Annotated in this window: 18 protein-coding genes; 9 read left to right on the top strand and 9 right to left on the bottom strand. The window is 69.2% G+C overall.

Going from position 1 to position 20,556, the window contains the following annotated elements; genetic code table 11:
• Positions 1 to 28: 28 nt before the first annotated feature.
• A complete protein-coding gene (locus tag QTI17_RS12385; RefSeq protein ID WP_286533456.1) occupies positions 29 to 3,637 on the bottom strand; it encodes an indolepyruvate ferredoxin oxidoreductase family protein in 3,609 nt (1,202 codons plus the stop codon).
• 171 nt (positions 3,638 to 3,808) lie between these two features.
• Here QTI17_RS12385 and QTI17_RS12380 point away from each other — a divergent pair, with 171 nt between their 5' ends.
• A complete protein-coding gene (locus tag QTI17_RS12380; protein WP_286533454.1) occupies positions 3,809 to 4,327 on the top strand; it encodes an Lrp/AsnC family transcriptional regulator in 519 nt (172 codons plus the stop codon).
• A gap of 6 nt (positions 4,328 to 4,333) precedes the next feature.
• Complete coding sequence (locus QTI17_RS12375) at positions 4,334 to 5,959, top strand: MFS transporter (RefSeq protein ID WP_286533453.1); 1,626 nt, start codon at positions 4,334 to 4,336, stop codon at positions 5,957 to 5,959.
• 21 nt (positions 5,960 to 5,980) lie between these two features.
• Here the strand turns inward: QTI17_RS12375 and QTI17_RS12370 are convergent, their stop codons facing one another.
• The 7 genes from QTI17_RS12370 to QTI17_RS12340 form a co-directional block, all read right to left on the bottom strand.
• The gene (locus QTI17_RS12370; RefSeq protein ID WP_286533452.1) at positions 5,981 to 6,298 is read right to left on the bottom strand and encodes a cytochrome C oxidase subunit IV family protein; all 318 of its coding nucleotides are present in this window, start codon (positions 6,296 to 6,298) and stop codon (positions 5,981 to 5,983) included.
• An 8-nt stretch (positions 6,299 to 6,306) separates the two neighbouring features.
• Entirely contained in the window at positions 6,307 to 7,005 is a 699-nt protein-coding gene (locus QTI17_RS12365; RefSeq protein WP_286519804.1) for a heme-copper oxidase subunit III family protein, read from the bottom strand.
• 16 nt (positions 7,006 to 7,021) lie between these two features.
• Positions 7,022 to 7,645, bottom strand: coding sequence for a cytochrome c oxidase subunit 3 family protein (locus QTI17_RS12360; RefSeq protein WP_286533450.1), 624 nt, complete (start codon positions 7,643 to 7,645; stop codon positions 7,022 to 7,024).
• A gap of 56 nt (positions 7,646 to 7,701) precedes the next feature.
• The gene (gene ctaD / locus QTI17_RS12355; protein WP_286533448.1) at positions 7,702 to 9,453 is read right to left on the bottom strand and encodes a cytochrome c oxidase subunit I; all 1,752 of its coding nucleotides are present in this window, start codon (positions 9,451 to 9,453) and stop codon (positions 7,702 to 7,704) included.
• The gene (locus QTI17_RS12350) at positions 9,450 to 10,598 is read right to left on the bottom strand and encodes a cytochrome c oxidase subunit II (RefSeq protein WP_286533446.1); all 1,149 of its coding nucleotides are present in this window, start codon (positions 10,596 to 10,598) and stop codon (positions 9,450 to 9,452) included. The genes ctaD and QTI17_RS12350 overlap by 4 nt, the downstream gene beginning before the upstream one ends.
• 48 nt (positions 10,599 to 10,646) lie before the next feature.
• On the bottom strand, positions 10,647 to 11,162 hold the full coding sequence (locus QTI17_RS12345) for a DUF1269 domain-containing protein (protein ID WP_286533445.1): 516 nt from the start codon (positions 11,160 to 11,162) through the stop codon (positions 10,647 to 10,649).
• Positions 11,163 to 11,232: 70 nt separating this feature from the next.
• The gene (locus tag QTI17_RS12340) at positions 11,233 to 12,471 is read right to left on the bottom strand and encodes an NAD(P)/FAD-dependent oxidoreductase (protein ID WP_286533444.1); all 1,239 of its coding nucleotides are present in this window, start codon (positions 12,469 to 12,471) and stop codon (positions 11,233 to 11,235) included.
• A gap of 187 nt (positions 12,472 to 12,658) precedes the next feature.
• Between QTI17_RS12340 and QTI17_RS12335 the strand changes: the two genes are divergently transcribed.
• Genes QTI17_RS12335 through QTI17_RS12305 form a run of 7 tightly spaced genes read left to right on the top strand, consistent with a single transcriptional unit; the run spans position 12,659 to position 19,264 of the window.
• Positions 12,659 to 13,480 carry a creatininase family protein gene (locus QTI17_RS12335; RefSeq protein WP_286533443.1) on the top strand — a complete coding sequence of 274 codons (822 nt, stop codon included), beginning with the start codon at positions 12,659 to 12,661 and terminating at the stop codon, positions 13,478 to 13,480.
• A 2-nt stretch (positions 13,481 to 13,482) separates the two neighbouring features.
• Positions 13,483 to 14,277: an ABC transporter ATP-binding protein gene (locus tag QTI17_RS12330; RefSeq protein ID WP_286533442.1), complete on the top strand. Its 795-nt coding sequence runs from the start codon at positions 13,483 to 13,485 to the stop codon at positions 14,275 to 14,277.
• A complete protein-coding gene (locus QTI17_RS12325) occupies positions 14,255 to 15,136 on the top strand; it encodes an ABC transporter permease (protein ID WP_286533440.1) in 882 nt (293 codons plus the stop codon). Before QTI17_RS12330 ends, QTI17_RS12325 begins: the two co-directional genes overlap by 23 nt.
• Positions 15,133 to 16,524, top strand: coding sequence for an FAD-binding oxidoreductase (locus QTI17_RS12320; protein ID WP_286533438.1), 1,392 nt, complete (start codon positions 15,133 to 15,135; stop codon positions 16,522 to 16,524). The genes QTI17_RS12325 and QTI17_RS12320 overlap by 4 nt, the downstream gene beginning before the upstream one ends.
• Before the next feature lie 35 nt (positions 16,525 to 16,559).
• The gene (locus tag QTI17_RS12315) at positions 16,560 to 17,579 is read left to right on the top strand and encodes an ABC transporter substrate-binding protein (RefSeq protein WP_286533436.1); all 1,020 of its coding nucleotides are present in this window, start codon (positions 16,560 to 16,562) and stop codon (positions 17,577 to 17,579) included.
• A gap of 10 nt (positions 17,580 to 17,589) precedes the next feature.
• Positions 17,590 to 18,558: a PDR/VanB family oxidoreductase gene (locus tag QTI17_RS12310; protein ID WP_286533434.1), complete on the top strand. Its 969-nt coding sequence runs from the start codon at positions 17,590 to 17,592 to the stop codon at positions 18,556 to 18,558.
• Positions 18,559 to 18,598: 40 nt separating this feature from the next.
• Positions 18,599 to 19,264 (top strand): TetR family transcriptional regulator C-terminal domain-containing protein, encoded by a 666-nt coding sequence (locus QTI17_RS12305; RefSeq protein WP_286533432.1) that lies wholly within the window; start codon positions 18,599 to 18,601, stop codon positions 19,262 to 19,264.
• A 26-nt stretch (positions 19,265 to 19,290) separates the two neighbouring features.
• On the opposite strand, the gene QTI17_RS12300 is transcribed toward QTI17_RS12305, so the two are convergent.
• Positions 19,291 to 20,556: a bestrophin-like domain gene (locus QTI17_RS12300; RefSeq protein WP_286533429.1), complete on the bottom strand. Its 1,266-nt coding sequence runs from the start codon at positions 20,554 to 20,556 to the stop codon at positions 19,291 to 19,293.

The following is a 20,556-nucleotide window of genomic DNA, read 5'->3' as shown; positions in this document are numbered from 1 at the left end:
GGGCTTTGCGGCCCCTGGCGCCGGTGCTTCAGGCGGCGGCGCGGGCGGCCGCCTCGGGATGGCGCCACTTGGCCATCAGCTCGGCCCAGCGCACCCGGGCCGCGGCCAGGTTGCGCTCCTTGACGTGGCCGTAGCCCCGGATCTGCTCGGGCAGCCCGGCGATTTCCAGCGCCGTGGCGTGGTTGGCGGCCGTCAGGCCGGCGATCACTTCCTCGATGCTGGCGCGGTATTCGCCGATCAGCGCGCGCTCGGTCTGGCGCTCCTCGGTGCGCCCGAAGATGTCGAGCGCGGTCCCCCGCAAGCCCTTGAGCTTCGCCAGCAGCCTGAAGCCGGTCAGCATCGCCGGGCCGAACTTCTGCTTCTGCAGCTCGCCCTTGGCGTTCTTCTTCGCGATGATCGGCGGCGCCAGGTGGTAGTTGAGCTTGAAGTCGCCCTCGAACATGCCCTCGACCCGGTCGAGGAAGCTGCGGTCGGCGTGCAGCCGCGCCACTTCGTATTCGTCCTTGTAGGCCATCAGCTTGAACAGGTAGCGGGCCACGGCCTCGGTCAGGCTGCTCTTGCCGAGCGCCGATTCGGCCTGCTGCACCCGGGCGACGAAGGCCTTGTACTGGTCGGCGTAGGCGGCGTTCTGGTAGCCGGTGAGGAACTCGGCGCGGCGCGCCACCAGGGCCTCGACGGTCTCGCGCCGCTTGAACTCGATGACCTGCCCCGGCTGCACCCGCTTTTGCAGCTCCGCCGGGCGTTCGGCCGCCTGGCGGCCCCACTCGAAGGCCTGCTTGTTGTTGTCGATGGCCACGGCGTTGAGCTCGATCGCCCGCATCAGCGACGCGTGGTCCAGCGGAATCCAGCCCTTCTGCCAGGCGAAGCCCAGCAGCATGGGGTTGGCGTACAGGCTGTCGCCCATCAGCGCGGTGGCGGCGGCATCGGCGTCGAAGGCGCCGACCGCATCGGCGCCGACCACCCGCGCGATCTCGTTGGCGCAATCCTGCTGCGGGTTGACCCAGTCGGCGTTGCGCACGAAAGCGGCGGTCGGCGTGCTGTGGCTGTTGAGCGCGACCCGCGTGCGGCCTTCGCGCATGCGCGCCGTGGTTTCGGCATTGACCGCCACCAGCGGGTCGGCCGCCAGCACCAGGTCGGCCGCGGCGGTGCCGACGCGGGTGGTGCGGATCGCGTCCTGGGTCTCGCCGATGAGCACGTGGCTCCAGGTGGCGCCGCCCTTCTGCGCCAGGCCGGCCGCGTCCTGGGTGACGATGCCCTTGCCCTCGATGTGGGTCGCCATGCCGAGCAACTGGCCGATGGTGATGACGCCGGTGCCGCCGACGCCGGCCACCACCACGCCCCAGACCTGGCCCTCGCCCAGCACCGGAATCTCGGGGTCGGGCAGCGCACCCAGCTCGGCCGGCGAGGCGCCCTTGCTCTTCGATTTCTTCTTGAGCTGCCCGCCCTCGACCGTCACGAAGCTGGGGCAGAAGCCCTTCAGGCAGCTCATGTCCTTGTTGCAGGTGCTCTGGTTGATGGTGCGCTTGCGGCCGAATTCGGTCTCCAGCGGCTCCACCGACAGGCAGTTGCTCTTGACGCTGCAATCGCCGCAGCCTTCGCAGACCAGCTCGTTGATGACCACCCGCACCGCCGGATCGACCGCCGTGCCCCGCTTGCGGCGGCGCCGCTTCTCGGTGGCGCAGGTCTGGTCGTAGATGATGGCGGTGGTGCCCTTGATCTCGCGGAATTCGCGCTGGATCTCGTCGAGCTCGTCGCGGTGGCGCACCTTGACGTTCTCGCCCGGCACGTTGACGCCCTGGTACTTCTCGGGTTCGTCGGTGACCACCACCACCTTGACCGCGCCTTCGGCATGCAGGCTCTCGGCGATCTGCAGCACCGAATGGCCCTCGGGCCGCTCGCCCACCTGCTGGCCGCCGGTCATGGCGACCGCGTCGTTGTAGAGGATCTTGTAGGTGATGTTGACGCCGGCCGCGATGCTCTGGCGGATCGCCAGCAGGCCGCTGTGGAAGTAGGTGCCGTCGCCGAGGTTGGCGAAGATGTGCTGGTCGGTGGTGAAGGGCTGCTGGCCGACCCACGGCACGCCCTCGCCGCCCATCTGCGTGAAGCCGATGGTCGAGCGGTCCATCCAGGTCGCCATGAAGTGGCAGCCGATGCCGCCCATCGCGCGCGAGCCTTCGGGCACCACGGTGCTGGTGTTGTGCGGGCAGCCCGAGCAGAACCAGGGCTGGCGGGTGGCGTCGGCGGCACCGAGCGACTTGGGCGCGGCCATCGCGCGCTCCTTGGCCTCGAGGATCGCCAGCTGGGCGTCGATGCGAGCCGCCATGTCGGCGCCGGCCGCAGCCAGCAGGCCGGTCTTCTTGAGGCGCTGGGCGATCGCCTTGGCGATCAGCGCCGGGTTCAGGTCGGCGTTGGCGCGCAGCAGCGTGTGCGCGGTCGGGTTCGGCATCGACCATTCGCCGCCCGAATAGCCCTCGGCCTCGTGCACCTCGCCCTCGTCGAACTTGCCGACCACGTTGGGCCGGACGTCGCCGCGCCAGTTGTAGAGTTCTTCCTTGAGCTGGTATTCGATGACCTGGCGCTTTTCCTCGACCACCAGGATCTCCTGCAGGCCGGTGGCGAATTCGCGCGTGAGCTGCGCCTCGAGCGGCCACACCACGGCCACCTTGTGCAGCCGGATGCCGAGCTGGCGGCAGGCGGCGTCGTCGAGGCCGAGGTCGATCAGGGCCTGGCGCGTGTCGTTGAAGGCCTTGCCGCTGGCCATGATGCCGAAGCGGTCGTTCGGGCCTTCGATCACGTTGTGGTTGAGCCGGTTGGCGCGGATGTAGGCGAGGGCGGCGTACCACTTGTAGTGCATCAGCCGCGCTTCCTGCTCGAGCGCATGGTCGGGCCAGCGGATGTGCAGCCCGCCGGGCGGCATCTGGAAATCGGTCGGGATGACGATGTCGACCCGCTCGGGGTCGATCATCGCGGTGGCGCTGGATTCGACGATCTCCTGGATCGTCTTCATGCCCGACCAGATCCCGGCGAAGCGGCTCATCGCGAAGGCGTGGATGCCGAGGTCGAGGATTTCCTGCACGTTGGCCGGGAAGAACACCGGCGTGCCGCAGGCCTTGAAGATGTGGTCGCTCTGGTGCGCCGCGGTCGAGCTCTTCGAGATGTGGTCGTCGCCGGCCACCGCGATGACGCCGCCGAACTCGGTCGTGCCGGCCATGTTGGCGTGCTTGAAGACGTCCGAGCAGCGGTCCACGCCCGGGCCCTTGCCATACCAGATGCCGAAGACGCCGTCGAACTTGTTGGTGCCCGCCGGCGAGAAACCCAGCTGCTGGGTGCCCCATAGCGCGGTGGCGGCCAGCTCTTCGTTGACGCCGGGCTGGAAGACGATGTTCTGCTCTTTCAGGAACTTGCTGGCCTTCCACAGCGCCTGGTCGTAGCCGCCCAGCGGCGAGCCGCGGTAGCCGCTGATGAAGCCGGCCGTGTTCTTGCCCTGCTGCTGGTCACGCAGGCGCTGCAGCATCGGCAGCTTGACCAGCGCCTGGACGCCGCTCATGAAGGCGCGGCCGTAGTCGAGCGAGTACTTGTCGTCGAGCGTGACCGTTTCGAGGGCGCGGCGGATGTGCTCGGGCAGGGGGGCGTTCATCGTGTCTGTCTCCAGGGCTGGGCCTTGTGGGCGTGGCTTTGCGGGGCAGCCGGGTCGGCTGCCCCTCGGCCATCATGACGCAAAGTGTATGCCTGCTGTCTCGACAGGTGTTTGCGTTTTGTACCCATTCAAGCCACCTTCTTGAAAGACTCTTGCTTAAAATGGCACCAAATGGAAGGCATCGACAAGTTTGACCTCGCGATCCTGCAAGAACTGCAGGCCGACGGCCGCCTGACGAATGCCGAGCTGTCGCAGCGCGTGGGCCTGTCGGCGGCCCCCTGCTGGCGCCGGGTGCGCGCCCTCGAGGAAGCCGGCTACATCAAGGGCTACCACGCCGAGATCGACCGCCACAAGATCGGGCTCGGCGTGCTCGCTTTCGTGCGCGTCGACACCGAGCGGGTCACGGTCGACGCCACGCGCAAGCTCGAGGACGCCATCCGCAGGCTGCCCGAGGTGACCAGTTGCCACTACATCAGCGGCACCGGCACCTTCGAGCTGCAGGTGGTGTCGCAGGACCTCGACAGCTTCTCGCGCTTCGCGCTGCAGCACCTGATGAGCCTGCCCAACGTGAAGGACCTGCACACCAGCTTCTCGCTCGGCGAGGTCAAGGCCAGCCGGGCCCTGCCGCTCGAGCATCTGGCGCCCGGGCGCCCGGCCGACACGCCGGCGCGGCCGGGCCGAAGACAATAGGCCGCGATGCCGCCGATCTCGCCCCAGGAAACTCCCGTCACGCCGCCCGTCCCAGCCTCCCGGGTCGGCCCGCTGGAGCCGCTGCGGATCCCGGTGTTCCGCATGCTGTGGAGCACCTGGCTGATCGCCAACGTCAGCATGTGGATGAACGACGTCGCGGCGGCCTGGATGATGACCTCGCTGACCACCTCGCCGATCTGGGTCGCGCTGGTGCAGTCGGCCTCGACCCTGCCGGTGTTCCTGCTCGGGCTGCCGAGCGGCGCGCTGGCCGACATCCTCGACCGCCGGCGCTGGCTGGTCGCCACCCAGTTCTGGCTCGCCGGCTCGGCCGTGGTGCTGTGCGCGGCGGTGGTCTTCGACCTCATGAGCGCGCCGCTGCTGCTGGCCCTGACCTTCGCCAACGGCATCGGGCTGGCGCTGCGCTGGCCGGTGTTCTCGGCCATCGTGCCCGAGCTGGTGCCGCGCAGCCACCTGCCGGCCGCGCTCGGACTCAACGGCATCTCGATGAACGCCTCGCGCATCATCGGCCCGCTGGTCGCCGGCACCTTGATCGCAAGCGCCGGCACGGTCTGGGTGTTCGCGCTCAACGCCGTGCTCTGCGTGGCCTCGGGCTTCGTGGTGCTGCACTGGCGGCGCGAGCACACGCCCAACCCCCTGGGCCGCGAGCGGCTGATCAGCGCGATGCGGGTCGGCGTGCAGTTCGTGCGGCAGTCGCCGCGCATGCGCGCCGTGCTGACGCGGATCTCGATCTTCTTCCTTCACTCGACCGCCGTGCTGGCCCTGCTGCCGCTGCTGGCGCGCAATCTCCAGGGCGGCGGCGCCGGCACCTTCACGCTGCTGCTGGCCGCCATGGGTTCGGGCGCCATCGTGGCCGTGCTGTTCCTGCCGCGGCTGCGCCAGGCCCTGGTGCGCGACCAGCTGGTGATGCGCGGCACCCTGCTGCAATCCGGCGCCACCGCGGTGATGGCGGTCGCGCCCAACGCCTGGGTGGCGGTGCCGGCGATGTTCCTCGGCGGCATGGCCTGGATCACGGTCGCCAATTCGCTCTCGGTGTCGGCCCAGCTGGCACTGCCGGACTGGGTGCGGGCCCGCGGCATGTCGATGTACCAGATGGCGATCATGGGCGCCAGCGCCCTGGGCGCGGCGCTCTGGGGCCAGGTGGCCGAGCTCAGCTCGATCTACGTCAGCCTGGGCGTCGCCGCGACCACCGGGGTCCTGTGCATGTGGCTGGCGCTGCGCTACGTGACCGACGGCGCGGGCGAGGACGACGACACCCGCCCGGCGCAGCACGGCTGGGCCGCCGGTCCGCCGGCCAGCGCGCCGGACGAGGCCGGCCGGGTGGTCGTCACCGTCGAGTACCTGATCGACCCGGCGCGCGCCGCCGCCTTCCACCTGGTGATGCACCAGACCCGGCGCGCGCGGCTGAGCCAGGGCGCGATCGCCTGGGAACTGCTGCACGACATCGGGGAACCGGGCCGCTACCTGGAGCAGATCGTCGACGAGACCTGGACCGAGCACCTGCGGCGATTCCATCGCGCGACCGCGGCCGACATGGCGCTGCGCGAGCGGCGGCTGGCGTTCCACGTGGGCGAGACGCTGCCGGTGGTGACGCGCTACATCGTGCACCGCTGAGCGCGTCGGGCCAGCGCCTTCCTAGTGGAAGAAAAGCAGCCGCGTCAGCAAGGTGTGGCCGGCCTCGGCGAACATCAGTCCCACCAGCACCAGCAGGCACAGCGGCGGCAGCAAGATCGCATAGACCAGCGCCAGCCGCTCCCAGGCCATGTGCATGAAGACCGAGACGATCAGGCCCGCCTTCAGCAGCATGAAGAGGATGATCAGGCCCCAGCGCAGATAGCCCTGGAAGTGGAAGTAGTCGACCAGGTACGACAGCGTGCTGAGCACGAACAGCAGGCCCCAGATCTTGAGGTAGAGGCTGATCGGATGTTGTTGCTGGGCGGTGCCGGGATTCATGATCGACCTCACCAGAGATAGAACAGCGCGAAGATGAACACCCACACCAGGTCGACGAAATGCCAGTACAGGCCGGCGATCTCGACGATCTGGTAGTTGCCGGTCTTCTCGTAGTCGCCGCGGACCAGCTTGAAGGCGACGATGAACAGGAACACCACACCGGCCGACACATGCAGCCCGTGGAAGCCCGTGATCATGAAGAAGGTCGAGCCGAACTGCGCCGCCCCCATCGGGTTGCCCCAGGGCCGCACGCCCTCTTCGAGGATCAGCTTGGACCATTCGAAGGCCTGCATGCCGACGAAGAGCTCGCCGAAGGTGGCGGTCACGAGCATCAGCGTGGCGGCGTTCACGCGGTCGCGGCGGTAGGCGAAATTGACCGCCATCGCCATCGTGCCGCTGCTGCTGATGAGCACGAAGGTCATGATCGCGATCAGCAGCAGCGGAATGTCGGCCCCGCCCACATGCAGCGCGAACACCTCGCTCGGGTTCGGCCACGGCACGGTGGTCGAGACCCGCACCGTCATGTAGCCGGTGAGGAAGCAGCTGAAGACGAAGGTGTCGCTCAACAGGAAGATCCACATCATCGCCTTGCCCCACGAGACGTGGAAGGCCTGGCGGTCGGACGACCAGTCGGCGATCAGCCCGCGCCATCCGGTGGCCGGCGTGGCAGCACTCGGCATCCCTGGTGCGATCGACACGGCGTTCATCGCGGCCTCCTACTCTTCACGGCGTGCCGCAGATGGCACGCGCCACCTCCGGCGTCACCCAGCCCAAGAGGGCGAACAGCACCCCCCACACCGCCAGCAGGAAATGCCAGTAGCGCGCGCACAGCGCGATCCGCCAGGCGGCCGCGGCGGGGTCGGGCCAGGCGGCGTGCACCGTCCAGGCCCATGCGGCCAGCCCGCCCATCACGTGCAGCCCGTGCATGGCGGTGAGCAGGTAAAAGAACGCGGCGCCCGGATTGCCGGCCGGCGTCACCTGCGTGCTCGTCAGCGCCTGCCAGGCCCAGAGCTGCACCGCCAGGAAGGCCAGCGCGCAGAGGCCGCCGGCCCACAGCAGGCGGCGGGCCCGCGCCGGTTCGGCGCCGCGCGCCGCGGTGGCGGACCGCTGCAGCGCGACGCTGCCGATGGCCAGCAGCGTCGAGCTGAGCCAGAGCTGCCAGGGCAGCGGGATGGCGACCGCATCGCTGCCGTTCATGCGCATCACGTAGGCCATGACGAACAGCGAGAACAAGGCCGTGGCCACGCCCATGAACACCCACAGCCCGATGCCGGCCGCGCTGGCCCGGGTGTCGGGCGGCCGGCCGCCGCGGGCGACGCCGGCGCGCAAGGCAGCGCTGGCGTTCATTGGCATACCTCCGCGCAGCAGCGCTACGGTATTCGCCTTGGGAGCGGCCCGGCGGCTCATGCAGGCGCCCCCCGGGCCTCACCCTCGCTTCGGCCGCGCGCCTCGGGCTCCAGCCCCCCGGCCTCGGGCGGCGCGCTCTGGGCGATGTAGTCCTCCCCTTGGCCCGGCACGCCGTAGGCGTAGGCCCAGCGATAGACCACCGGCAGCTGCGGCCCCCAGTTGCCATGGCCCGGCGGCGTCGTCGGGGTCTGCCATTCGAGCGAGGCGGCGCGCCAGGGATTGGCCGTGGCCGGCCGGCCGCGCCAGGCGCTCCAGGCGAGGTTGAAGACGAACAGCAGCTGGGCCGCGCCGACCACCAGGGCGACCACCGTGATGAAGGTGTTGAGGCTGAAGGCCGACGCCGGGATGAACTGGTAGCCCTCGAAGCTGTAGTAGCGCCGCGGCATGCCCAGCACGCCCAGGTAGTGCATCGGGAAATAGATGGCGTAGGTGCCGAGGAAGGTGATCCAGAAGTGGATCTTGCCGATCCGGTCGTCCAGCATGCGGCCGGTGATCTTCGGGAACCAGTGGTAGATGCCGCCGAACACCACCAGCAGCGGCGCCACGCCCATCACCATGTGGAAGTGCGCGACCACGAAGTAGGTGCCGGAGAGCGGAATGTCCACGCTCACGTTGCCCAGGAACAGGCCGGTCAGGCCGCCGATCGCGAAGGTGCAGACGAAGGCCAGCGCGAACAGCATCGGCACCGACAGGTGGATGTCGCCATGCCACAGGGTCAGCACCCAGTTGTAGACCTTGATGGCCGTGGGCACCGCGATGATCAGCGTGGTGGTCGCGAAGAAGAAGCCGAAGTACGGGTTCATGCCGCTCACGAACATGTGGTGCGCCCACACCACCACGCTGAGGCCGCCGATCGCCACGATCGCCCAGACCATCATGCGGTAGCCGAAGATGCTCTTGCGGGCGTGCACGCTGATCAGGTCGGAGACGATGCCGAAGGCCGGCAGCGCCACGATGTACACCTCCGGGTGGCCGAAGAACCAGAACAGGTGCTGGAACAGCAGCGGGCTGCCGCCCTTGTAGCCGCTCGCCTGCCCCATCGACACCAGCGCCGGCATGAAGAAGCTGGTGCCGAGCGTGCGGTCGAGCAGCAGCATGACGCCGCTCACGAACAGCGCCGGGAAGCCGAGCAGCGCCAGGATGGTGGCGACGAAGATGCCCCAGACGGTCAGCGGCATGCGCAGCAGCGTCATGCCTTCGCAGCGCGCCTGCAGCACGGTCGTCACGTAGTTGAGGCCGCCCATCGTGGTCGCCACGATGAAGATGACCAGCGACACCAGCATCAGCACGATGCCGCCCGCATGGCCGGGCGTGCCGGGCAGGATCGACTGCGGCGGGTACAGCGTCCAGCCCGCGCCGGTGGGGCCGCCCTCGACGAAGAAGCTCGCCATCAACACCACCACCGACAGCAGGTAGACCCAGAAGCTCAGCATGTTGAGGTAGGGAAAGACCATGTCCCGGGCGCCGACCATCAGCGGAATCAGGTAGTTGCCGAAGCCGCCGAGGAACAGCGCGGTCAGCAGGTAGATCACCATGATCATCCCGTGCATGGTCACGAACTGGTAGTAGCGCTCGGCGTTGATGAACTCGAACTGGCCCGGAAAGCCGAGCTGCAGGCGCATCAGGTTGGACAGCACCACGCCCACCAGCCCGACCGCGATGGCGGTGCAGGCGTACTGGATCGCGATCACCTTGTGGTCCTGGCTCCAGACATAGTGCGTCAGGAACTTCTTGGTCGCGGGCTTCATCGCTGCACCCCCTTGTCGGTGGCGGCCTGCGTCGGCGCACTGCCGAGGCTCTGGATGTAGGCCACCAGCGCCGCCAGCTCCTCGTCGCTCAGGTCGATCTTGGGCATGACCGGCGCGAAGCCCTTCACCTGGCGGGCCTGCGGATCGCGGATGAAGGCGCGCAGGTAGGCCTCGTCGACCAGCGCCCTGCCTCCGTCCGCCATGGTCTCGGTCTTGCCGTACAGGCCCTTCCAGGTCGGCCCCACGCGCGGGCTGCCGTCGATCGTGTGGCAGGCCGTGCAGCCCTTCGCGTCGGCCAGCGCGCGGCCCTGCTCGACGGCGGAGCCCGCCGCCGCGCCGGCCGGGGCGGCCGCCTTGGCCTGGGTGCTGGCGAAGGTCGGCAGCGCGGCCTGCCAGGCATTGAAGGCCGCCACGTCCTGCACCACCACGAAGCCGCGCATGTTGGGATGGCCGACGCCGCAGAGCTGGGCGCACAGGGCTTCGTAGCGCCCGGCGACGGTCGGCGTGAACCAGAAGCGGCTGACCTGGCCCGGCACCGTGTTCATGCGGGCGCGGAACGACGGCACGAAGAAGTCGTGCAGCACGTCGTGCGAGCGCATCAGGACCAGCACCGGCCGGCCCAGCGGCAGGTGCACCTCGTCGGCCGCGACCAGCAGGTCGTCCTGCCCGGCGGGGTCGGCCGGGTCGAGGCCGAAGGGATTGGCGGCGCCGACGAAGCGCGCATCGCTCGCCCCCAGCTTGCCGTCCGCACCCGGGAAGCGGAAGCGCCATTGCCATTGCTGGCTCACGACCTCGAGCACCAGCGCGTCGTGCGGCGCCCGCACGTAGTTGGCATAGACCACCAGCCCGGGTGCCAGCAGCGCCATGATGCCGACGGTCGTGCCGCCGATCAGCCAGCGCTCGAGCCGCTTGCTCTCGGGCTGCTCGGTCGCCCGGCGGCCCTCGCGATGATGAAAGCGCACCAGCGCATAGACGACGAACAGGTTGATCGCGACGAAGAAGGCGCCGGTGATCACCAGCGTGATGGTCAGCGTGTCGTCCATCTGCTGCCAGTTCGAGGCCAGCGGGGTCGTCCACCACGGATTGAAGACGTGGAACAGCACCGACCCGACCACGATCAGCAGCAGGACGACGGCCATGCTCATGTGCGTTCCCCCGGGGTCGGCATCGACGCTGCGGCGCGCGGACGCGCCTCAGCGGAATGCCGGGATCTGCCCTTCCTCGCCCTCGAACCGGGCCTCGGGATGCGCGGTCTGCAGCAGGTCCTCGATTTCGCGCACGCGCATCGCCGGCAGGTCGACCATCAGCAGGATCTGGCCCTGCGCGATGGCGCCCTCGAAGCGCTGCAGCCGCGGGCTCGGGATGGAGATGCCGACCATGCTGGCCGACCAGGCGCCGACCACGCCGCCCAGAACCCCTACCAGCGCGGCGAAGCCCCATTCGGGCTCTTCGCCGACCAGCGGGAACAGCAGCGCCGCCACCAGGCCGGCGGCGATGCCGCAGGCGGTGCCCAGCGTCCACCCGGTCTTGGCCGCATGCACCACGTCCGAGGTCTGCCACACGTTGGCCGCGTGCAGGCCGGTCATGTCCATGCCTTCGGGCCCGGCGAAATGGATGTGGGCGACATCGACACGCGCCTGCAGCAGGTCGCGCATGGCACGCCTGGCGCTGGCCAGGTCCGGCATCAGCCAGTAGATGCGTCTCTTCACGGCACCCTCCTTTTCGTCTTGCGACGAGCCAGGAACCATGAACGACTTATAGGCTCAAGGCTGGCCCTAATCAAGAGGAGCCGCCGAGCGGCAGCAGCAGTTGCAGCAGGCCCCCGGCGCTCACTAGCGGGCCGGGGCTGCGGCTTTCCTCGAGCACTTCGCCGAGCTGACGCACCAGGCGCCGGCTGCGGCGCGCGCGCCAGATCACGAGATCGGCCAGCCATGGGTGCTCGTTGATGCGATTGGCCTGCTCGTAGGCGGCGAAGCGCGGCTTCAGCGCGTGCAGGCCGGCTTCGTAGCGCGCGCGCACCGCGCCATCGGGCGCCCGTGCCTCGCGCCCCTCGGCGATGGCCTGCGCCGCGAGCAGGCCGGCCTCCAGCGCCTTGCCAATGCCTTCGCCGGTCAGCAGGTAGGTGCTGCCTGCCGCCTCGCCCGCGACCAGCAGCCCGGGCCGCGACCAGCGTGCCCCCTCGAGCGAGCAGCGCAGCGGCGCGCCCTTCAAGGGCCCCAGGGACTGGCCGGTCGCCATCAGCTCGCGCGCGGTCGGATGCAGGCGCACGAAGGCGTCGAACAGCCCGCGCAGGTTGGCCTCGGGCAGCGCGGCAGCGGCGCCCCGGCCCCGCGTCAGTCCGACGCCGATGTTGAAGACCCCGTCGCGGCACGGAAAGATCCAGCCGTAGCCGCCCCGCAGCGCCCGGTGCCACACCACCTCGAGCCCGGCGACGCGCCCGGCCAGCGCCTCGCTGCGCACGTAGCCCCGCAGAGCGATGCCGCTGGGCAGGCGGCGCTCGCAGACGCCAGCCGCCAGCAGCGGCCCGGCGGCCGCGCCGGTCGCGAGCACTGTCCAGCGGGCCCGCAGCGCCCGCGAGCTGCCGTCCGGCAAGGCCAGCCCGGCGCCCGCCACCCGGCCGTCGGCATCGAACAGCGGCGCCTCGAAGCGCGCCGGCGCGAGCCAGCGGGCGCCGTGCGCGACAGCCTCCCGCCGCAGCAGCTCGTCGAGCTCGCGGCGCGGCAGCACCGCCAGCCGCGCCGGCAGTTCGACCCGGCCGCCGCCCGGGCCGACGCAGCCCACATGCGTCGCGACGCGGGCGCGTGCAAGCACCGCGTCGAGCAGGCCCAGCCGCGAGAGTGCCCGCTGCGCATCCGGTATCAGCCCGTCGCCGCAAGTCTTGTCGCGCGGAAAGGCGTGCTGGTCGACCAGCAGCACGTCGAGGCCGGCCCCCGCGAGCGCCTGGGCGCAGGCGCTGCCGGCGGGGCCGGCGCCGATCACCAGCACTTCGCATGTGTTCGAGGCAGCCGAGAGGGTCACGGGCACTCCTGGGGTGCACCGATGTTAAATCGACGCCCGCGTGGCGTTTTCATTTGACCGATCGGTCGAATCCAGGCCCCGGATTGCAGCCTGTTGCAATGTCCCGATGCCTCTTTCGGGTAAACGATAGGCAATCTTTTTTTACCGAATGGATAATTTAGCCTACTCCACGATGCAGGAAGCACCCATGCCATCCCTCCGCCCGCGCAGCCGCTACTGGTCCGACCTGACCAGCGAAGAGTTCTCCCGCCTGGACCGGGCCAACCTGGTTGCGGTGCTGCCGGTCGGCGCCACCGAGCAGCATGGCCCGCACCTGCCGATGTCGACCGACACCGCGACCATCGACGGCATGGTGCGCGCGACCCTGCCGCACCTGCCGGACGACCTGCCGGTGCTGTTCCTGCCCACGGTGGCCTACGGCAAGAGCAACGAGCATTCGCGCTACCCCGGCACGCTCACCGTGTCGGCCTCGACCTTGATCGCGCAGTGGAAGGACATCGGCGCCTGCGTGGCCCGCGCGGGCGTGCGCAAGCTGGTGCTCTACAACAGCCATGGCGGCCAGATGTCGATCATGGACATCGTCGCGCGGGACCTGCGCGAGTCGCACGACATGATGGTGGTGGCGGCCAACTGGTACACGCTGGGGCTGCCGGAAGGGCTCTTCACGGCGCACGAAGGCAAGCACGGCGTGCATGCCGGCGACCTCGAGAGCTCGGTGATGCTGCACCTGACGCCCGACCACGTGCGGCCCGAGAACTTCCGCAACTTCCGCTCGCTGACCGAGGACCTGGCGCAGGAGAACCGCTTCCTGTCGATCACGCCGACCGGCAAGCTGGGCTGGCAGATGCACGACATCAATCCGGCCGGCGCCGCCGGCGACGCCACGCGGGCGACCGCGGGCAAGGGCGAGGCCGTGCTCGACCACGTCGGGCGCAACTTCGTGCAGCTGCTGCAGGAAGTGCATCGCTTCCCGATCGAGCGGCTGGCCAACGAGCCGGCCTGGAGCTGAACATGGCCTCAGCTTCCACGCCGCCGCTGGTCAGCCTGCGCCAGGTCAGCAAGCGCTTCGCCAACGGCACGCTCGCGCTGCAGGGCATGTCGCTCGACTGCGGCGAGCACGACTTCATCAGCTTCCTCGGCCCCTCGGGCTGCGGCAAGAGCACGGCGCTTCGGCTGATCGCCGGCCTGACGCGCAGCAGCTCGGGCGAACTCGCATGGTCGCGCACGAACAGCGGCGCGTCGACCAGCGACCGCGAGCTCGGCTTCGTGTTCCAGGAGCCGACCCTGATGCCCTGGGCCAAGGTCTTCGACAACGTCTGGCTGCCGCTCAAGCTGGCCGGCATGTCGCGCGATGCGGCCGCACCGGTGGTCGCCCAGGTGCTCGAGATGGTCGGCCTCTCGCGCTTCGCCGACGTCTATCCGCGCGAGCTCTCGGGCGGCATGAAGATGCGGGTGTCGATCGCCCGCGCGCTGGTCACGCGGCCGCGGCTGCTGCTGATGGACGAGCCCTTCGCCGCGCTCGACGAGATGACCCGCATCAAGCTCAACAACGACCTGCTGGCGATCTGGCGCGAGCACCGCTTCTCGGTGATCTTCGTCACCCACAGCGTCTACGAGTCGGTCTACCTGTCGAACCGCATCGTCGTGATGGCGCCGCGGCCGGGCCGCGTGGTCGACGAGATCCGCATCGACGAGCCCTACCCGCGCGGCGAAGCCTTCCGCACCTCCACCCGCTACAACGCGCACTGCACCGCGGTGTCGCAATCCCTGCACGGAGCCCTCCATGGCGTCGACATCGATCACTGACAATCCGGCGCTGGCCGCGCTCGGCGACGCGCCCTCGGCGGCCGACCTGCAGCGCCGCGACGAGCGGCTGCGGCGGCGCGAATCGCTGCTGCGCACCGCGGTGCCGATCGCGGTGGTGGTCGGACTGCTGCTGCTATGGGAGGTTCTGGTGCGCATCAACAACGTGCCGCACTACATCATCCCGGCGCCCTCGCTGATCCTCACGACGCTGGTCGACAACTGGGACACGCTCTCGAGCGCCCTGTGGTTCACGGTCAAGCTCACGCTGCTCTCGCTGGCCGCGGCGATCGTCGGCGGCGTGCTGCTGGCGATCGCCTTCGCGCTCTTCAAGTGGGTCGAGATCGGCCTCTTCCCGATCGCCGTGATCCTCCAGGTGACGCCGATCATCGCGATCGCGCCGCTGATCCTGATCTACGTGTCGAGCACCACGGCGGCGCTGCTGCTGTGCGCCTGGATCGTGGCCTTCTTCCCGATCCTGTCGAACACCGTGATCGGCCTGAAGAGCGCCGACAGCAACCTGCGCGACCTGTTCCAGCTCTACAAGGCCTCGCCCTGGCAGACCTTCCGCTACCTGCTGGCGCCGAGCGCGCTGCCCTACTTCATGGCCGGCCTGAAGATCGCCGGCGGCCTGAGCCTGGTCGGTGCGGTGGTGGCCGAATTCACGGCCGGCACCGCGGGCCGCGAGACCGGGCTGGCCTCGCGCATCCTCGAATCGAGCTTCCGCACCGAGATCCCGATGATGTTCGCGGCACTGCTGCTGGTGTCCCTGCTGGGCATCGTGATCTTCATCGTCTTCGCCGCGCTGTCGAGGGCGGTGCTCGGCCACTGGCACGAGAGCGAGATGAGGAGGGAGAGATGAGCGCCGTGCTGAAAGCACCAGAGCGGCCGGCTGCCATCGACTGGGAGGCTGTGAAACGCGACCTGCACGGCTTGAACGTGATCGAGTCGCCGAACCAGCGCAAGCAACTGTCGAAGGACTTCTACTGGTACAGCCCGATCCTCACCGAGCAACTCGCCGGCTGCGTGGCCGACCTGGTGGTCAAGGTCTCGACCGAGGACGACGTCCGCCAGGCCGCCGCCGTGGCCGCCAAGTGGAAGCTGCCGCTCACGGTGCGCGCCGGCGGCACCGGCAACTACGGCCAGTGCGTGCCGCTCGAAGGCGGGCTGGTGCTCGACGTCACGCCGATGAGCCGGGTGCTGGAGATCGGCGACGGCCGCGTGCGGGTACAGGCCGGCGCGCGCATGCACGACATCGAGCTCGCGGTGGCCGAGACCGGCCAGGCGCTGCGCATGTGGCCCTCGACCTGGCACGTGGCCTCGATCGGCGGCTTCATCGCCGGCGGCTTCGGCGGCATCGGCTCGATCCGCCACGGCATCCTGCGCGACCCGGGCAACCTGCTGCGGGCGCGCATCATGACGGTCGAGCGCGAGCCGCGAGTGATCGAGCTGCACGGCGACGAAATCCAGCAGGTGCACCACGCCTACGGCACCAACGGCATCCTGACCGAGGTCGAGGTGGCGCTGAGCCCGGCGGTCGAGTGGGTGCACTGCATCGCGCTGTTCGACAGCTACCGGCGGGTGCTCGATTTCGGCGTGGCGGCGAGCACGCCCGCGCTCGAACTGTTCCTGCTGTCGGCGGTCGATGCCCGCTTCTCGCCCTACTACGCGAACCTCGGCGACCACTTCCCGGCCGATCGCCATGCGATGTTCGCGATGGTCGCGCCGGACTCGATGCCGGCCTTCCGCGCACTGGTGGCGGCGCACGGCGGCACGGTCTCGCTCGCCGGCACCGAGGCCGAACTGCAGGCCGCCGGCCTGCCGCCGGCCTACGAATGCGCCTACAACCACACCACCCTTCAGGCGCTCAAGGTCGACCGCAGCTGGACCTACCTGCAGGTGGCCTACGCGCAGCCCTTCGACCCCGCGGTGGTCGACCGCCACATCGCGGTCTTCGGTGACGACGTTCTGCAGCACCACGAGTTCGCGCGCGCCGGCGGCGAGTACGGCACCTTCTCGATCCTGCTCGTGCGCTGGAAGGGCGAGGCCCACCAGTACGAGGTGATTCGCGAGCTCGAGTCGCAGGGCGGCTGCCAGGTCTTCAACCCGCATGTCGTGACCATCGAGGACGGCGGCATGAAGACCATCGACACGCAGCAGATCGATTTCAAGAAGCGCAGCGACCCGATGGGCCTCATGAACCCCGGAAAAACGCGCGGCTGGCACCCCGACATGGCGCTGGACGCCTGAACCCCCTCCACAGAGACACAACCGAAGGAACCACGATGCGACTCGAATCCCGCTTCATTGCCCGCACCCTGCTGGCCAGCCTGCTCGCCTGCACCGCCCTGGCGGCCATCGCGCAAGACAAGGTGACCATCGCCACCAACTGGCGCGCCCAGCCCGGCCACGGCGGCTTCTACCAGGCGCTGGCCGACGGCACCTACAAGAAGTACGGGCTCGACGTCGACATCCAGCAGGGCGGCCCGCAGGTCAACAACCGGCCGATGCTGCCGGCCGGCAAGATCGACTTCCTGATGACCGGCAACATGCTGATGGCCTTCGACAACATCAAGCAGAAGGTGCCGACCGTGGTCGTTGCGGCCTACTTCCAGAAAGACCCGCAGGCCATCATCGCCCACCCGGGCCAGGGCTTCGACAAGTTCGCCGACCTCGCCAAGGCCAAGACCGTGCTGCTCGCCAAGGACGGCCAGATCAGCTACTGGCAATGGATGAAGAAGGCCTACGGCATGCGCGACGAACAGGTGCGCCCCTACAACTACAGCCTGTCGCAGTTCCTGGCCGACAAGCAGGCGGTGCAGCAGGCCTACGCGACCTCGGAGCCGCTGGCGGTCGAGAAACAGGCCGGCTTCAAGCCGGTGGTGCTGTCGCTGGCCGACGCCGGATGGTCGACCTACGGCATGGTCATCGAGACGCGCCAGGACCTGGTCAAGACCAAGCCGGACGTGGTGCGCCGCTTCGTCGAGGCCACCAACATCGGCTACGCGAACTACCTCTACGGCGACCGCAAGGCGGCCGACGAGCTGATCAAGAAGATCAACCCGGACATCAGCGACGACTACATCGAGAAGTCGATCCCGATCCTGCGGGCCCACATCGACGTCGGCGATGCGACCACCAAGGGCATCGGCGCGATGAGCGACGAGCGCATGAAGGACTTCTACGACAAGACGGTCGCGGCCGGCCTCTACAAGCCCACCGACTTCGACTATCGCGACGCCTACACCACGCAGTTCGTCAACAAGGGCGCCGGCGTCGACATCCGCAAGGCGGCCGCGAAGTGACGGTCCGGCGATGACCGAGCGCAATCTCACCGTGCGGGTGGCGCGCATCGCGCGCCAGACGCCGGAGATCCTCTCCTTCGAGCTGGTGCATCCGGCCGGCCAGGCGCTGCCGGGCTACCAGGCGGGCGCGCACATCGACGTCCACATGCCGGGCGGCTTCTCGCGCCAGTATTCGCTGGCCTGCGACGCCGGCGGGGACGGCCGCGCCGCCTCGCGCTACCTGATCGGCGTCAAGCGCGAGGCCGCCGGCCGCGGCGGCTCGGCCTCGATGCACGGTCGCGTCCGCGAAGGTGACCTGCTGCCGATCAGCGCGCCGCGCAACAGCTTCCCGGTCCGCGCCGAGGCGCGCCGCCACCTGCTGCTGGCCGGCGGCATCGGGATGACGCCGCTGCTCGCCATGGCCGAGTCGCTGGCACGCGCCGGCGCCGACTTCACGCTCTGCCTGTTCGTGCGCAGCGCCGAGCACCTGGCCTTCGCCGAAGCGCTGCGCGAGCCGCTGCTGGCGCCCCATGTGCGGCTGCACTTCGATGCCGGCACCGCCGCGCAGAAGATCGATCTGCGCGATCTGCTCGCAGTGCGCGAGGCCGGCACCCAGCTCTATGTGTGCGGCCCCGGCGGCTTCATGCAGGCGGTGCGCAGCGCCGCCGCGCACTGGCCCGAGGATGCGATCCACACCGAATATTTCGCGGCGCCGACCGATGCCGCCTGCGCCACCGGCAAGCCCTTCGTGCTGCACCTGGCCCAGCGCGGCATCCGCGTGCCGGTGGCCGGCGACCAGAGCGCGGTTGATGCGCTGCACGCTGTCGGCATCGACATCCCGGTGTCCTGCGAGCAGGGCCTGTGCGGCACCTGTGTGGTCGGCGGCGAAGGCGAGGGCGCGGAGCACCGCGATTTCTGCCTCACGCGCGGCGAGCGGGCGCACAAGGTGGCACTGTGCTGCTCGCGGGCCAAGGGCGAAGCTCTGGTGGTCGACCTGTGAGAACCTGTTTGCGCCGCCACTCTGGCACCATCCGCACCCAATGACCACCGCACCCCACGGCGACGCCCTGGACGAGCCGCTCGACGCGCCCGCCACACGCGGCCGTGCGCGCAAGTACACGCAGCTGCTGGCCGTGATCCACCGGGCCGCGGTCGAGGTGTTCGCGAGCGACGGGCTGGCCGGCGCGTCGACCCAGGCCATCGCCGACAAGGCCGGCCTGTCGAAGGCGCAGCTGCACTACTACATCGAGAGCAAGGAAGCGCTGTACCGCCAGGTGCTGCAGGGCATCATCGACGACTGGATCGGCGTCTTCGGCTTCAGCGACGAGGCCTTCGGCCCGCGCAAGGTGCTCAGCGACCTGATCCACCGCAAGATGGTGTTCTCGTTCGAGCATCCGCTGCGCTCGCGGATCTTCACGGCCGAGATGATGCGCGGCGCACCGGTGCTGCGGCCGATGATGGACCACAGCCAGCAGCGCACCGACCAGGCGGCGGCCGTGATCCAGAACTGGATCGACCAGGGCCTGATGGACCCGGTGGACCCGATCCTGTTCCTGTTCCATCTCTGGGCCGTGACCCAGTTCTACGCCGACCACGCGACGCAGGTGGCGCTGTTCAGGAAGGTCGCCGAGAGCGACGACAAAGACCGCCGCTACCTGATCGAGCAGGTGACCGAATTCCTGCTGAAGGGCGCCGGGGTCCGGTAGCAGCGCGGACGGCGGCGCTGCGCCGCTCAGTCGCCTGCGCTTTTCGCCGCATCCGCGGCACACGAGGGCGCAGGACAGGGCGGCGCAGTGTGTCCTGACGTGACCTCGGACACATAGTGGAGGTTGACCGGCTTGACGCGGATGATGCCGCGCCCGGGCACGTCGATTTCGGAGATCACCAGGAACGACAGCGAGATCGTCATCGGCAGCACGAGAAACAGCCCGGCCTTGCGCCGCAGGTGACGGGCGTTGTAGCCCACGAGGGCGTTGCAGAACACCGCGATCGTGGCCAGCAGCAGCCAGGCGGCCAGCGGAATCTGGGCGCGCCAGCCGGCGTATGTCTTCTGCTGCGCGCTCAGTACCTCGTTCACGCCGGCGACCACCAGCGACGTGATCGGATTCTTCTGCGCGATGGCCGCCGCGTTGGTCGCCGTCCACAGATCGTCCTGCAGTTCCTGCGCGGCGCGGCGGCTTTCGGCGTAGGTGCGCGGGTCGGCGCTCTCGTAGAAGCGGAGGCGCTCGCCCAGGTAGGCCGACAGCGTGCTGCGCAGACGTTCTCCCTCGGCCTGGGGCAGCAGGTCGGCGCGCAGGTAAGCGGTGCGGATGGCCCCGGCCTCGGCTTCCTCGCCGCCCTGGCGGCTGTTGAACCCGCTGATGGCCATGGACAGCGTGAAGCCGATGATGAGGCCGAGCAGCGACAGCGTGGCCCCGAGGATCATCCGGAAATCCTCTCCGCCTTCCGCGCCGGCCGGCGTCCTTCTGCCCAGAATCCGCGCCCCGAACTGGGCCGACAGCCACAACAGGCCGAAACAGCTCAGAAAGAGCGCCAGCGACGCGGGGGTGATGCCGTCGAGCGCCTGGGCAAGAGAAGTACCAAAGGTCTTGAGTTCAATCGGGAACATACGCAGATCAGGAAAATGCGAAAGCCGCGCGGCGCGCGGACGATCCGGCAGCGCCGGCCGCATCGGACAGACGCAGACGACGGACGTGCACACGCAAGGCATGCGCTTCGCGCCATCGCAAGGGTTATGGGCGGGCCGGAGGCTGCCGCGAAGGATCGGCAGCAGGGCGGCCGAGCCGGGAGATTGGCGCCGCGCGCGTCGCGCGGCGCGATTCGGGATTCCGCCCGCAGGCGGGCCCTGAAGTATACAAACGCCTGCCGGGCAGCGCCGCGCTTCGACCGACCCAAGTGTGCAAAATTCAACGAAAGGGCCGACTGGCACGCTGCGCTTCGAGACCTTGCGAAAGCTTGACGCCACAGGGTGGTGCCGCGGCAGGCTTTGTTCGATCAT

The sequence above is a fragment of the Variovorax sp. J31P179 genome (assembly GCF_030316985.1).
Lineage (GTDB): Bacteria > Pseudomonadota > Gammaproteobacteria > Burkholderiales > Burkholderiaceae_C > Variovorax > Variovorax ginsengisoli_B.
This window is presented reverse-complemented; position numbering and strand designations above follow the sequence as displayed.

What these genes read in the sequence shown, in the direction of transcription:
- ctaD (WP_286533448.1), bottom strand. Translation starts at nt 9,453, where the DNA reads ATGAAGCCCGCGACCAAGAAGTTCCTGACGCACTATGTCTGGAGCCAG.
- QTI17_RS12365 (WP_286519804.1), bottom strand. Translation starts at nt 7,005, where the DNA reads ATGAACGCCGTGTCGATCGCACCAGGGATGCCGAGTGCTGCCACGCCG.
- QTI17_RS12310 (WP_286533434.1), top strand. Translation starts at nt 17,590, where the DNA reads ATGACCGAGCGCAATCTCACCGTGCGGGTGGCGCGCATCGCGCGCCAG.
- QTI17_RS12320 (WP_286533438.1), top strand. Translation starts at nt 15,133, where the DNA reads ATGAGCGCCGTGCTGAAAGCACCAGAGCGGCCGGCTGCCATCGACTGG.
- QTI17_RS12305 (WP_286533432.1), top strand. Translation starts at nt 18,599, where the DNA reads ATGACCACCGCACCCCACGGCGACGCCCTGGACGAGCCGCTCGACGCG.
- QTI17_RS12360 (WP_286533450.1), bottom strand. Translation starts at nt 7,645, where the DNA reads ATGAACGCCAGCGCTGCCTTGCGCGCCGGCGTCGCCCGCGGCGGCCGG.
- QTI17_RS12380 (WP_286533454.1), top strand. Translation starts at nt 3,809, where the DNA reads ATGGAAGGCATCGACAAGTTTGACCTCGCGATCCTGCAAGAACTGCAG.
- QTI17_RS12350 (WP_286533446.1), bottom strand. Translation starts at nt 10,598, where the DNA reads ATGAGCATGGCCGTCGTCCTGCTGCTGATCGTGGTCGGGTCGGTGCTG.
- QTI17_RS12335 (WP_286533443.1), top strand. Translation starts at nt 12,659, where the DNA reads ATGCCATCCCTCCGCCCGCGCAGCCGCTACTGGTCCGACCTGACCAGC.
- QTI17_RS12385 (WP_286533456.1), bottom strand. Translation starts at nt 3,637, where the DNA reads ATGAACGCCCCCCTGCCCGAGCACATCCGCCGCGCCCTCGAAACGGTC.
- QTI17_RS12325 (WP_286533440.1), top strand. Translation starts at nt 14,255, where the DNA reads ATGGCGTCGACATCGATCACTGACAATCCGGCGCTGGCCGCGCTCGGC.
- QTI17_RS12370 (WP_286533452.1), bottom strand. Translation starts at nt 6,298, where the DNA reads ATGAATCCCGGCACCGCCCAGCAACAACATCCGATCAGCCTCTACCTC.
- QTI17_RS12300 (WP_286533429.1), bottom strand. Translation starts at nt 20,556, where the DNA reads ATGATCGAACAAAGCCTGCCGCGGCACCACCCTGTGGCGTCAAGCTTT.
- QTI17_RS12375 (WP_286533453.1), top strand. Translation starts at nt 4,334, where the DNA reads ATGCCGCCGATCTCGCCCCAGGAAACTCCCGTCACGCCGCCCGTCCCA.
- QTI17_RS12315 (WP_286533436.1), top strand. Translation starts at nt 16,560, where the DNA reads ATGCGACTCGAATCCCGCTTCATTGCCCGCACCCTGCTGGCCAGCCTG.
- QTI17_RS12330 (WP_286533442.1), top strand. Translation starts at nt 13,483, where the DNA reads ATGGCCTCAGCTTCCACGCCGCCGCTGGTCAGCCTGCGCCAGGTCAGC.